This window comes from Auritidibacter sp. NML120636 (genome assembly GCF_003185945.1).
GTDB lineage: Bacteria > Actinomycetota > Actinomycetes > Actinomycetales > Micrococcaceae > Auritidibacter > Auritidibacter ignavus.
Map to the genome: position 1 here is coordinate 14,719 of NZ_QHLO01000003.1, position 12,426 is coordinate 27,144.

At 59.6% G+C, this 12,426-nt stretch carries 9 protein-coding genes and 1 riboswitch; of the genes, 1 reads left to right on the plus strand and 8 read right to left on the minus strand.

The window, feature by feature from the left end; all coding sequences use genetic code 11:
- Positions 1 to 56: 56 nt before the first annotated feature.
- From gcvT to groES, 4 genes are all read right to left on the minus strand, one after another.
- Positions 57 to 1,196 carry a glycine cleavage system aminomethyltransferase GcvT gene (gcvT, locus tag DCC25_RS03285; RefSeq protein WP_110100615.1) on the minus strand — a complete coding sequence of 380 codons (1,140 nt, stop codon included), beginning with the start codon at positions 1,194 to 1,196 and terminating at the stop codon, positions 57 to 59.
- 4 nt (positions 1,197 to 1,200) lie between these two features.
- The gene (gcvP, locus tag DCC25_RS03290) at positions 1,201 to 4,119 is read right to left on the minus strand and encodes an aminomethyl-transferring glycine dehydrogenase (protein ID WP_233487890.1); all 2,919 of its coding nucleotides are present in this window, start codon (positions 4,117 to 4,119) and stop codon (positions 1,201 to 1,203) included.
- A gap of 158 nt (positions 4,120 to 4,277) precedes the next feature.
- Positions 4,278 to 4,379: riboswitch (glycine riboswitch) on the minus strand.
- A gap of 164 nt (positions 4,380 to 4,543) precedes the next feature.
- Complete coding sequence (groL, locus tag DCC25_RS03295; RefSeq protein WP_110100617.1) at positions 4,544 to 6,142, minus strand: chaperonin GroEL; 1,599 nt, start codon at positions 6,140 to 6,142, stop codon at positions 4,544 to 4,546.
- Between the two features lie 79 nt (positions 6,143 to 6,221).
- A complete protein-coding gene (gene groES / locus DCC25_RS03300; RefSeq protein WP_110097882.1) occupies positions 6,222 to 6,518 on the minus strand; it encodes a co-chaperone GroES in 297 nt (98 codons plus the stop codon).
- Between the two features lie 210 nt (positions 6,519 to 6,728).
- Between groES and DCC25_RS03305 the strand changes: the two genes are divergently transcribed.
- Positions 6,729 to 8,057: a class I SAM-dependent methyltransferase gene (locus tag DCC25_RS03305; RefSeq protein ID WP_110100618.1), complete on the plus strand. Its 1,329-nt coding sequence runs from the start codon at positions 6,729 to 6,731 to the stop codon at positions 8,055 to 8,057.
- 24 nt (positions 8,058 to 8,081) lie between these two features.
- Here DCC25_RS03305 and DCC25_RS03310 read toward each other — a convergent pair whose 3' ends face one another.
- From DCC25_RS03310 to DCC25_RS03325, 4 genes are all read right to left on the minus strand, one after another.
- Positions 8,082 to 8,837, minus strand: a complete 756-nt coding sequence (locus DCC25_RS03310) for an ABC transporter ATP-binding protein (RefSeq protein WP_110100619.1) — start codon at positions 8,835 to 8,837, stop codon at positions 8,082 to 8,084.
- Positions 8,834 to 9,868 (minus strand): iron chelate uptake ABC transporter family permease subunit, encoded by a 1,035-nt coding sequence (locus DCC25_RS03315; protein ID WP_110100620.1) that lies wholly within the window; start codon positions 9,866 to 9,868, stop codon positions 8,834 to 8,836. The genes DCC25_RS03310 and DCC25_RS03315 overlap by 4 nt, the downstream gene beginning before the upstream one ends.
- Entirely contained in the window at positions 9,861 to 10,793 is a 933-nt protein-coding gene (locus DCC25_RS03320) for an ABC transporter permease (protein WP_110098170.1), read from the minus strand. The genes DCC25_RS03315 and DCC25_RS03320 overlap by 8 nt, the downstream gene beginning before the upstream one ends.
- A gap of 175 nt (positions 10,794 to 10,968) precedes the next feature.
- Entirely contained in the window at positions 10,969 to 12,036 is a 1,068-nt protein-coding gene (locus tag DCC25_RS03325; protein WP_110100621.1) for a siderophore ABC transporter substrate-binding protein, read from the minus strand.
- Between the last annotated feature and the right edge of the window lie 390 nt (positions 12,037 to 12,426).

The window sequence follows — 12,426 nt, forward strand, 5'->3', positions numbered from 1 at the left end:
CTTTGTGGTGGGTTGATGGAAGCTGTTTCTGGAAGCTACTGAGACGATATACCGGGTCACCGGTTACGCTGGTAGAAGGGCAGGGGCACCACGGTGAACTCGTGCTGTTTACCGCGAATGTCCACAGTGAGCACTGTACCTGGTTCCGGGGCCGGTGCCTGGATATAGGCCAGTGCGATCGGATATCCCAGGGTAGTCGACAGCTGACCGGAGCTCACTTCTCCGATGGGCTGTCCCTGCTCGTCCAGCAGGTGCGCCCCTTCGCGGGCAGCGCGTCGACCGGTTCCTTGCAAGCCAATCAGCACTCGGACCGGGGTCGCCTCGTTCTCCCGGTCGGCATCTACCGCGGCACGCCCCGGGAAGTCTTCGGTCTTTTTGGCCGAGACCACGCCCAGCGACCCGGCTTCCGCCGGAGTAGTGTGCTCGGTCAGCTCGTGACCGTAGAGTGGCATCCCGGCTTCCAGGCGCAACGAGTCGCGACACGCCAGCCCACAGGGTAGTAGTTGCTCATCAGCTGCCCGAAGTTTCTCCCACAGGCTCACCGCCTGGGTGGCATCCAAGAACAGTTCAAAGCCATCTTCCCCGGTGTAGCCGGTTCGGGCCACCACCAGTTCGCCCAGGTTGTCAATCTCCCAGCGAGCGCAACGATAATATCCCAGCTCGGTTACGACGCTGGCGGCGTGTTCATCGATCAAGTCGGTGAGCACGCTGGCGACGATCTGTTCTGCGGCCGGGCCCTGCACAGCAATGATTGCGGTGTGCTCGGTGGTATCGACGAGTTCAGCTGGCTGCGCTAGCCCCTGGTTGACGCCAGCGATCTGGTCGCGGACCGGGTCCACGTTCGCGGCGTTGGGGACCACCATGAAACGGTCCTCGCCCAGCCGGTAGACGATCATGTCGTCCACAATGCCACCGGATTCGGTCAGAGCCAGGGTGTATTTGGCCCGGCCGATAGCCATCGGGGCGAAGTTTCCAGCTAGCGAGCTATTGAGCAACTCCACAGCGCTGGGACCGGAGATCAGCAGGTTACCCATATGCGACAGATCAAAGATACCGGCATGAGTGCGCACCGCTTGATGCTCCACACGCTCGGAGTCATAACGCAGTGGCATGTCCCAACCGGCGAAATCGGTGAACTTGGCACCGGTTTGCTGGTGCGTCTCGTACAGTGCACTCGTTTTTAGCTGTTCAGTCATGGCTTTACTCCCCCTGCTGTTGGTCGTCGCCGGATACCTCAAAGGCTTCAATGGGCGGGCAGGAACACACCAGGTTGCGGTCACCGGCCGCACCATCGATGCGTCCCACCGGCGCGAAGTACTTACCACGACGCAACTCGGGAACCGGGAAGGCGGCTTGTTCGACCGAGTAGGCCCGATCCCAGCTGGAGCTGATCACAGCATCCTGGGTGTGCGGTGCCCGACGGAGCACCGAATCCTCGGCGGCCACCTTGCCGTCAATGACTTCCTGAATCTCTTCACGCATGGCATGCATCGCCGCCAGAAAACGCTCGATCTCGTCCAGCGACTCGGACTCGGTCGGCTCGATCATCAGTGTGCCCGGAACCGGGAAAGCCTGGGTCGGGGCATGGATGCCGAAGTCGATCAAGCGCTTAGCCAGGTCTTCGACAGTAATCCCGGAGTCCTTGGTGAGCTCGCGGACGTCGATGATACATTCGTGCGCGACCAGGTTGTTGTCTCCGGTGAACAGGATCGGAAAGTCCTCGTGGATCCGACGTGCCAAGTAGTTGGCGTTGAGGATGGCAGTCTGCGATGAGGCCTTAAGTCCTTCAGCACCGGTCATCGCAATATAGGCCCAGGAGATGGGCAACACGCCGGCGGAACCGAAGATGGTGGCCACCACGGGATTGCCACCGCGGGCTGTCAGATCGTGGGCACCGTCGTCTGCCAGCGGGTCACCGGGCAAGAAATCCACCAGGTGCTCCCCCACCCCGATGGGCCCCACACCGGGGCCACCACCACCGTGCGGGATACAAAAGGTCTTGTGCAGGTTCAGGTGGGAAACATCGCCACCAAATTGGCCGGGCTTGGCCAGCCCCATCAGCGCGTTGAGGTTGGCGCCGTCAAGGTAGACCTGACCGCCGGCGTCGTGGATCTTCGCGCACACCGCGCGCACCTGGGTTTCATACACGCCGTGGGTGGAGGGGTAGGTGATCATGATCGCAGCGACCTGATCCCCGGACTTCTCCAGGATGCTGTCCAGATCTTCCATGTCGATCGAGCCATCGGGGGCGGTTTTGACCACCTTGACGGTCAGTCCGGCCAACACTGCTGAGGCAGCGTTGGTGCCGTGGGCCGAGGCCGGAATCAAGCACAGACGACGCTGTTGATCACCCTGAGCGATGTGGTAGTTGCGGATCGCCATCAGACCAGCGTATTCACCCTGCGAGCCAGCGTTGGGCTGGACCGAGACGGCAGCGTATCCGGTGATCTCCGCCAGCCAGTCTTCCAGTTCTGCAATGAGCTCGCGCCAGCCGGCGGCCTGATCGGCCGGAACGTAAGGGTGAATGCTGGCAAATTCGGGCCAGGTGATAGATTCCATTTCCGTAGCGGCGTTGAGCTTCATGGTGCACGATCCCAATGGGATCATGGTCCGGTCCAGCGCCAGGTCTTTATCCGCCAAGCTGCGCAGGTAGCGCATCATCTGTGTTTCGGAGTGGATGGTGTTGAAGGTCGGGTGGGTCAGGTAGTCGCTGGTACGCACGAGGGAAGAATCCACCACATCGGCGATCTCGTAGGAAACTTCGTCCAGCTCGCGTGTAGCGCTGGCCGGAAGCTCGGCGCCAAAAGCCTTGGCAACCGCTTCCAGGTGCGCAATGGTGGTGGTCTCATCCACGGACACACCCACGCGGGTCGCATCCACGTGGCGCAAGTTGATATCGGCGTCCAGGGCCTGGCTGATGACCTGCTCGGCTTGGGCTTCGGAGCCGGTGTCGACCACGAGAGTGTCAAAATAGCTGGTGGTGGCCAGGTTTAGTCCGGCCGAGGTAAGGGCCTCGCCGAGCACGCGGGCCTTGGCATGCACCTCGGAGGCAATCTTCCGCAACCCGGCCGGGCCATGGTAGACGGCGTACATGGAGGCAGTGACCGCCAGCAGTGCCTGCGCGGTGCAGATATTGGAGGTCGCCCGGTCGCGTCGAATGTGCTGTTCGCGGGTTTGTAGGGCCAAACGGTAGGCCGGGGTTCCGGCGTCATCAGTGGAAACACCCACCAGACGGCCCGGCAAGGAACGCTCCAGCCCGGCACGAGCCGCCATATAAGCCGCGTGCGGACCACCGTAGAACAGGGGCACACCGAACCGCTGGGTGTTACCCACCGCAATGTCAGCGCCTTGCTCACCGGGAGGGGTAATCAGGGTCAAGGCCAGCAAGTCAGCGATGACCGTCACGAATCCGCCGGCTTCTTTGGCGGTGGCAATCACCTCGGACTGGTCACGGACCCCACCGTTATTGCCGGGTTGCTGCAGGATGATGCCACACAGGCCTTCTTCCGGCAGATTGTCGGTGACGTTGTCAGGGTTGGAGAGGTCACGAATGTCGATCTCCAGGTCCACCATGGTAGCCCGAGAGGTCACTACCGAGAGGGTCTGCGGGAAGATGTTTTCGTCGACCAGGATGATGCCTTTGGATTTCTTCCGATTGGCACGGCGCATCATCAGCATCGCTTCGGCGGCGGCGGAAGCTTCATCCAGCAGGGAGGCGTTGGCCAACTCCAACCCGGTCAGGTCCATCACCATGGTTTGGAAGTTCAACAATGCTTCCAACCGGCCTTGGGAGATTTCGGCCTGGTAGGGAGTGTAGGCGGTGTACCAGGTCGGATTCTCCACCACGTTGCGACGAATGACTGCCGGGGTGAAGGTGTTGTAGAAACCTTGCCCGATCATCTGGGTTTTCACCTGGTTTTTACCGGCCATCTCCCGCAGGCGATCCTGCGCCTGTTCTTCGCTGAGCGGGGCGGGCAGGTTCAGCGGCTCGGTAATCCGAATGTCTTCGGGAACGGCGGCGTCGACTAGATCCTCAACGGAGGCATAGCCGACTGTGTCGAGCATGGTCTGGACATCTTGTGCGGTGGGTCCGAGATGACGGGTGATAAATGAGCTCATCGGAGTACCTCTCATTGTGCTGTCGGTGGCCCACGACCGGTAGTCGTGTCCCCGCTCTGTTCAAGACCTGAGAGTTTTAGCCGCACTCGGTCGGGACCGGGTCCGGTTTTGCACCGTCGGTGAGACCTGAGTGACTCAGGGCTACTTTCCAGAGTTGCCTAACACAAGCGATTCTGTGACCTGAGAGATTCTTGGGGGTGTTACTCCTTCGGTACCTCCTCCGGTGTTGCCACCGAATGAGATTCTCCCGCCTGCGCTCAACGGCATCACCGTCAGTTTACGTGATCTGGGAATCACTGCTCAACACATCACCATTCTGACGGGCACACTCACGACACGCCGGAAAAAACACGTGTGGCCCCGCCAATTCAGGCGGGGCCACACTGAAGATGTCAGGACGCATCAGCACGGTCAGCGCCGGTGATTAGTCCTCGTCTTCGTCTTCGTCGGTCTTGTCGGCGACCAGGGTTTCAGTGGTCAGCACCAGACCAGCAATGGAGGCTGCGTTCTGCAAAGCTGAACGGGTCACCTTCACCGGGTCGATGATGCCCTGCTCCAACAGGTTGCCGAATTCGCCGGTCTTGGCGTTAAAGCCCTCGTTGGCTTCCAGCTCAGCGACCTGAGAGATAATGACGTAGCCGTCCTCGCCGGCGTTCTCAGCAATCCAGCGCAACGGCTGCACCAGAGCGCGACGAACCACACCGACGCCGGCGGCCCGGTCGCCGGTGAGCTGGTCCAGCTCGGCGTTGTCATCCAGAGCCTTCAGTGCGTTGATCAGCGCGGTACCACCGCCGGCGACAATGCCTTCTTCCAGGGCGGCACGGGTCGAGGAGACAGCGTCTTCAATCCGAGCCTTACGCTCCTTGACCTCGACCTCAGTGGCTGCACCAACCTTAATCACACCGACACCGCCGGCGAGCTTAGCCAAGCGTTCCTGGAGCTTCTCGCGATCCCAGTCGGAATCGGTGGCATCGATTTCGGACTTGATCTGAGCCACGCGCGCTTCCACGTCAGCATCGGAGCCAGCACCTTCCACGATGGTGGTGTTGTCCTTGGTCACAGTCACTCGACGGGCGCTACCCAGGACTTCCAGGCCAACCTGGTCCAGCTTCATACCGAGATCTTCGGAGACCACCTGACCACCGGTGAGGATCGCGATATCCTGCAACATGGCCTTGCGACGATCACCGAAGCCCGGAGCCTTCACGGCCACAGCATTGAGTGTCCCGCGGATCTTGTTGACCACCAGGGTGGATAGTGCCTCACCGTCGACGTCTTCGGCGATGATCATCAACGGCTTCTTCTCGTTGAGGACCTTCTCCAACAGGGGCAGGAATTCCTGGACGTTGGAAATCTTGGACTGGGTGATCAGGATATAGGGGTTCTCCAGTACCGCTTCCTGACGGTCAGTATCGGTGACCATGTAGGGCGAGAGGTAGCCCTTATCGAACTGCATACCTTCGGTGATATCCAGATCGGTCGAGGTGGTGGAGGATTCTTCGATGGTGATCACACCGTCAGTGCCCACTGCATCGAAAGCGCGAGCCAGCAGTTCACCGACTTCGTCGTCGCCAGCGGAAATAGCCGCCACCTGAGCCAGGTTCTTGTCGGTGACGTCCTTGGCGTTGTCCAGCAGACGCTGTTCCACAACAGCCACGGCCTGCTCGATGCCCTTCTTGACTTCGTTCGGGGCAGCGCCGGCAGCCACCAAGCGCATACCCTCATTGACGAGAGCCTGAGCCAGCACAGTGGCGGTGGTGGTACCGTCACCAGCGATGTCTTGAGTTTTGGTGGCAACTTCTTTAGCCAGCTGGGCGCCCATGTTTTCGTAGGAGTCTTCCAGCTCGACTTCGCGAGCGATCGAGACACCATCGTTAGTAATGTTCGGGGCGCCGAATGCCTTGTCGAGCACGACGTTGCGACCCTTGGGCCCCAAAGTGACCTTCACAGTGTCGGCCAGACGATCGATACCGGCCTGCAGTGCACGGCGAGCATCGTCATTGAACAGTAGCTTCTTGGCCATCTGTTCTCCTTCCGGTTATTTCAGGACAGTCTTTTCACTCAATCTGTTCTGTCAGTGAATGATCAGCGACTGAGCAGACTTACTTGGTGACAACAGCCAGCACGTCACGTGCGGAGAGCACCAGGTACTCTTCGCCGTTGTACTTAACCTCAGTGCCACCGAACTTGGAGAACAGCACGACGTCGCCTTCGTTGACGTCGACGGAGACGCGCTCGCCACTATCGGTGATACGACCGGGACCAACGGCCACGACGGTGCCTTCCTGTGGCTTCTCCTGTGCGGTATCGGGAATGACCAAACCGGAAGCGGTGGTCTGCTCGGCTTCCAGCGGCTGGACGACAATGCGGTCCTCAAGGGGCTTGATGGAAACTGCCATAATCAAACTCTCCTGTAGTTCTTTGTCACGTTTTTCGTGAACTGAATCAAGGTTTTTGCGCCGGGCGAGCCAACCGTCGTCGCGGGTGCCGGATGGCGTCTGGCATTTAGCACCTTCACTGTTCGAGTGCTAACTCGACTCTATTCTGTGATTAGCACTCGGTCAAGATGAGTGCCAGCCTGTTCTGCTCAGAGAGGAGCAGGCGGTAACGTGAACATCGTGCCAACACACCAACCCACTGCTGAAAACGCCGAAACCTGGGCGCAACTGCTCTCTCCGGCCGGTCGCGCTCTGCTCGATAAGCTCACCACCGAGACGAGTTATCACCGTGAAGATCCCCTGCAGTTAGCGACGCAACTGCGCCGGGACGGCGTGGACTCCACGCTCGCTGCCGCAGTGCTCACCCAGCTGAAGTTGCGCGAAAAAGCCCACGCAAAGTTCGGCGAGTTCGCCCAGCACATGTTCTTCACCACTGATGGGTTACAGCAGGCCACCCGCCTGGGCGTGGCGGCCCACCATGCCCGCCGTTTTCAGGCCCACGGCATCCAGCACGTGATTGATCTCGGATGTGGGATCGGCGGCGATGCCATGGCTTTTGCGGCGATCGATTTGCAGGTCACCGCGGTGGAGGTCGACGACATCACCGCGGCGGTGGCCACCTTGAATTTGACGCCGTTCCCGCACGCTGAGGTGATCGCCGCCGAGGTCGAGACCTGGGTCGCCGATCATGCCGAGCAGCTTTCGGGAGCCGGGCTGTGGTTGGACCCGGCCCGACGTGAAGTCTCCACCGCCGAATCCGCCCACCGGATTTTCGATCCGGAGTCTTTCTCTCCCCCCTTGTCCTTTGTCGAACGGCTCGCTGATGCCGGACACGCCGTCGGGGTCAAGCTCGGTCCCGGTCTCGCCCATGACTCCATTCCCACCACCGCCGAGGCCCAGTGGGTCTCGGATCACGGGTCGGTAGTGGAGGTAGCCCTGTGGTTCAATGATCTTGCCCGTCCCCGGGTGCGCCGAGCCGCCTTGGTGACGACCGCCCACGGTAGTGCTGAGTTCACCTCGGATCGGGAGTTCGGTGACGATCCCAAGGTAGAGGTCCGTCCTACTCCCAGTGTGGGTGGCTATCTCTACGAACCCGATGGCGCGGTGATCCGTTCGGGGCTGATCCGCGAGTTGATGGCTCGGGAGTTTGGGGCCACCGCGCAAGACTCTCCCAGCTGGTTGCTCGATCAGCACATCGCTTATTTCTGTTCCGATCACCTGGTCGACAGCGACTTTGCGACCGCTTATCGGGTTGTGGAGGTTCTGCCCTATCATCTGAAAAAGCTCAGGGCCTGGATCGCCGAACACGGGATCTCTCGCCTTGATATTAAAAAGCGTGGAGTGGACGTCACCCCTGAGCAGCTTCGTCGGATGCTGATGGCAGGTACGGCGAAAACTCGCAAGAAAACCAAGGCCGGTGGCCATCAGGCGACCTTTGTCCTGACCCGGATCGGTAACTCTCGAGTGGCGCTCGTCGTCGAACCGGCCGAGCAGTCCTGACCGCACCCCCGCCGAAAACTGGTCCTAGAAGTAGACCGCCACCGGGCCGTCGTGATCGTCGATAATACGGACCGTGGTGCCGAAAATCTCGGTGAGTACCTCGGGTTGCATAATCTCTGCGGTGGGGCCGGCATGAGAAATCTGGCCGTTTTTCATCGCGACAATATGATCGGCGTACCGGCCGGCAAAGTTGATGTCGTGGAGCACGATCACCACGGTGCGACCCAGGGCATCGCAGGCTCGGCGCAGTTGGTGCATCATGTGCACCGAGTGGGACATATCCAGGTTGTTCAGCGGCTCATCGAGTAAGAGGTAGTCGGTTTCTTGGGCCATCACCATCGCCACATAGGCGCGTTGGCGCTGACCGCCCGACAGCTCATCGAGGTACCGGTCCTGGAGGGTGACCAGATTGAGAAATTCCAACGCCTCATTGATGGCGCGTTCGTCGTCGACGGTGAGTCGCCCTTTCGAGTGAGGGTAACGACCAAAACCGACGAGTTGGCGGACGGTAAGACGGGTGATGAAATGATTCTCCTGACGCAGGATGGCCAGCGTTGTGGCGATTTGAGCCGAGGGCACCTTGTGCACGTCCTGACCGGCGACGGTAATCCAGCCGGTATCAGGTTGCTGAAGCCGTCCGATCATGGTCAATAGCGTGGACTTACCGGCACCATTGGGGCCTACCAACGCGGTGACTTGCCCGGCTGGGATTGCTAAGTCGATGGGGCCGATCTCAGCGTCTTCTGAGTATTTTTTGGCGATATTGCTGATCTGAATCACAGTCGCCCCTTTCTCATGATCACGACCAGGAACACCAAGCCACCGATCATTTCAATGATCACGGTCACCGCCCCTTGAGCATAAAAGATATTGCGCAACACGAAGTACGCTCCGGTTAACACCACATAGCCGAGCAATATGGCCACCGGGAAGATGCGCTTGTGATCGTAGGTGTCGGTGAAGCTATAGGCCATCGCGGCGATCAAGAACCCCAGGAAGGTCATCGGCCCCACCAACGAGGTGGTCACCGCCATCAGGATCGAGACCAGCAGCAGGGTTTTCATCACCTCGTGTCGGTGGACCAGCCCCAGGCTTTCAGCCACCGGTTTGCCGAGGCTGAGGACGTTGAGCCGGTTGGCTCGGCGTAAGAGCAGAAACGCGACGACGATGACAAGTGGGATGACGACCGGTAAGAAGTCGGTGTTGGCGTTGGCGAGATTGCCGAAGGTGCGTGCCGAGAGCACATCGAATTCATTGGGGTCCAGCATCCGTTGCATAAAGGCCGACAGGGAGCTCAGCCCGCCACCGATCACGACACCAACCAGCAGCATGATGTGCACGTTGGAAAATCGGCCGGAGAGTAGCCAGCCGTAGAGCAGTGAGGCGAGTCCGACCATCAGCACCATTTGGAGGATAAAGGGCACCAGGCCCCGGCCGATCGCTGCACCGGCGATACCGAAGAAAAACACTAAGGCGGTTTGGATCGCCACATAGAGGGATTCGAACCCCAGGATCGAGGGGGTCACGATCCGGTTGGCGGTGGCTGTCTGGAAGGAGACGGTGGCCATCGCGTGGCAGGTGGCGACCAGCATCATCACCACGATGGTCGACAACCGCGATTCGACAATCAGCCAGAACCCCTTGTGCCCGAACGGGACCGGAATACCGTAGGTGAGCATTCCCATCGTCGTCAGCAGGGATAACACGATCAGTGAGGCCACCAGGATGAAGTAACGCTTGCGGTGCCGTGCGGTGACAAAGGACCCGGTTTTCGCCCGATGTCGTTGCGGGGCCTGCGGAGTTTTAAACACGCGTGCGCCTCCTGACCAGCAGGTAGACGAACACGGTCGCTCCCAGGACACCCAGGATCATCGAGACAGGAATCTCGAACGGCATGATGATGGTGCGACCAATGATGTCGCAGACGGTCACCACACAGATGCCGACCAGACACACCCACGGCAGGTTTGAGCGCAGGTTATCTCCACGGAACAACGAGACGATATTGGGCACGATCAGGCCCAAAAACGGTAACGCTCCGACGATCACGGTGACCACACCAGTGGTCACGGCCACCAGAGCAATACCGGTAAAGAGCACCAGCCGGTAGTTCAAACCGACGTTGGTGGCAACTTCTTCACCGAGTCCGGCCACGGTGAAGCGGTCGGCTGTCAGAAAGATCAGCACCAATACGATCGCGACAATCCACAGTAGCTCGTAGCGTCCTCGCACGATCGAGGTGAAGGATCCGGCAAACCAGATGCCCAGGTTCTGCAACATGTCGTATTGCAACGCGATGAAGGTGGAGAAGGATCCCACCACAGCACCGAGCATGATGCCAACGATGGGCACAATGAGTGATGATTTCAGCGCCACGCGCCGCAGGAAGAGGAAGAAGACGATGGTACCGATAAAGGCAAAGAGGATCGCTCCGACCATACGCATCATCAGGGTCGGTTCGGGTAGTAGCAGCCAGGTGAGCATCAACCCCAGACCGGCCCACTCAATGGTTCCGGTGGTGGAGGGCTCAACGAACCGGTTTTGAGTCATCAGTTGCATGACCAGTCCGGCCACCGACATGGCGGCACCGGCCAGGATCAGTGCCAGGGTGCGTGGCAGCCGGGTAATGAAAAACATCTGCCGTCCACCCTCTTGGCTCAGGTCGTAGACGCCGATGAACAATGATGCGATCACCAGCCCGAGGGTGACCAGAACGCCGAGGGCTAAGGGCCACATGGTGTGCCAGATTGACCGGTGAGCTGTGGGGCCACTGGTTGGTGGTGTAGATGTCTCGGAACGGGACGGGGCCCTGTTCCGGGAGATCGTCTCTGACATGTCTCCTCACTTCGGCCACGAAATGGCCTGCCCCATCGGTGCGACGGGACAGGCCACCTGCTCGGCCAGGTCGGGATTAGTTTTCAGCCCCACCAGCGTCTTCAAAGGCCTCAGACATCTGGTTGAACAGCTCGGTATAGTGCTGAATGTCTTCGGCAGTGTAGAAATCAGGGCTCATGTAGATGACCTGATCTTCTTTCACCGCGGTGACGTCAGCCAAGGCTTCGGACTCTTCAATGAGTTCTTCAGCCGAGGAATACCCCTCTTCGTCACGGGCGCTGGTACCTGCGTCGCGGTCCAGAACAATCAGCCAGTCGGGGTTGGCTTGGGCGATGGTTTCCACGGAAATGTCGTCACCTTGGTGGTTAGCGGAACCGTCTTGGTCCAGAGCTGGAGTCAGCCCGATGATGTCATAGACCGGGCCCACGGCCCGACCGGTGGTCGGAGCTGAGTAGTTGATGTCCCCACCGGAGGTGATCAGCCCGGCTACGGTCCAGTCCTCATCGTAGGCGGCTTGTGCATTGTCGATGGCCACGTCGAAGTCATCGACAATCTGCTCGGCGTCCTGCTCACGCCCGAAGATCTCGCCCAGCAAAGTGGTCAGCTCCCGATACTGGTCAGCGACGTCACGGAAGCCTTCTTGTTCCTGACCTTCGCGGTCAACGGGGGAGGAGACAATGTTGGTGTCCACCATGGTTGCATCGGGAGCAGCTTCCTGCATGGCTTCAGTGTGCTGATCGAAACGTTGACCGTTCAAAATCAGATCCGGTGCGGCAGCGGTGACCTGTTCGAAGTCCGGTTCACGGTGGTTTCCGATATTGAGGATGTCCTCGTTCTCGCGGTAGGGCTTCAGGGTCTCGGTATCGGGCATCAGATCCACCGGTGCTGCCGAGAGCTCAATATCCCAGTCAGCCAGGGTCCCAAAGATCCGGTTATCAGTGGCCACAATGGATTCAGGGTTTTCGGGCAACTCCACCGTGTTGCCACCCATGTCGGTGACCTCGGTAGCAGTAGCACTACCGTCCTGTTCCGAATTGCCACCGTTATCGTTGGCCGACTCGGTGCCACCACAGGCGGTTAATCCCAGGGTTGCGGCGGTCACGAAGGCCATGACGCCCAGACGAGTGCGAGTCTTATTCTGCATTCTTGAACTCCAATTGAGTATTTGGTGAGTGTTCGCAAGCCTCAGGGTGGGACCCTTTCAAAAGGCTGGGCTTACCTAACTTCATTTACGCTACTAGAGCATTGCCAATTCGTCCACCGTTACCTGCCAGATATTCGCCATTCACTCATCGTTATCTCAGCGCCATCGAGCCATTTCGCCAGAAAAACCGCAGGCTTTCTTTTCGTCCGCACCTGTCGTGTGGCATAAAACACTCTCGCCGGGTGGCTGTGGAGGGAATGACATGGAGCTACCGAGCGTGGTTGGTGGGCAGAATATGTCGAACGATGTCAGCCCGGCATGTCGCACCAGGCCACAACTGGGATACCGGCTGATGCACTGGCTAAAATCATCGGTATTGTTACCGCTCGG

Coding starts and splice junctions, on each gene's coding strand:
- gcvT (WP_110100615.1), bottom strand. CDS start 1,196: ATGACTGAACAGCTAAAAACGAGTGCACTGTACGAGACGCACCAGCAA.
- gcvP (WP_233487890.1), bottom strand. CDS start 4,119: ATGAGCTCATTTATCACCCGTCATCTCGGACCCACCGCACAAGATGTC.
- groL (WP_110100617.1), bottom strand. CDS start 6,142: ATGGCCAAGAAGCTACTGTTCAATGACGATGCTCGCCGTGCACTGCAG.
- groES (WP_110097882.1), bottom strand. CDS start 6,518: ATGGCAGTTTCCATCAAGCCCCTTGAGGACCGCATTGTCGTCCAGCCG.
- DCC25_RS03320 (WP_110098170.1), bottom strand. CDS start 10,793: ATGTGGCCCTTAGCCCTCGGCGTTCTGGTCACCCTCGGGCTGGTGATC.
- DCC25_RS03325 (WP_110100621.1), bottom strand. CDS start 12,036: ATGCAGAATAAGACTCGCACTCGTCTGGGCGTCATGGCCTTCGTGACC.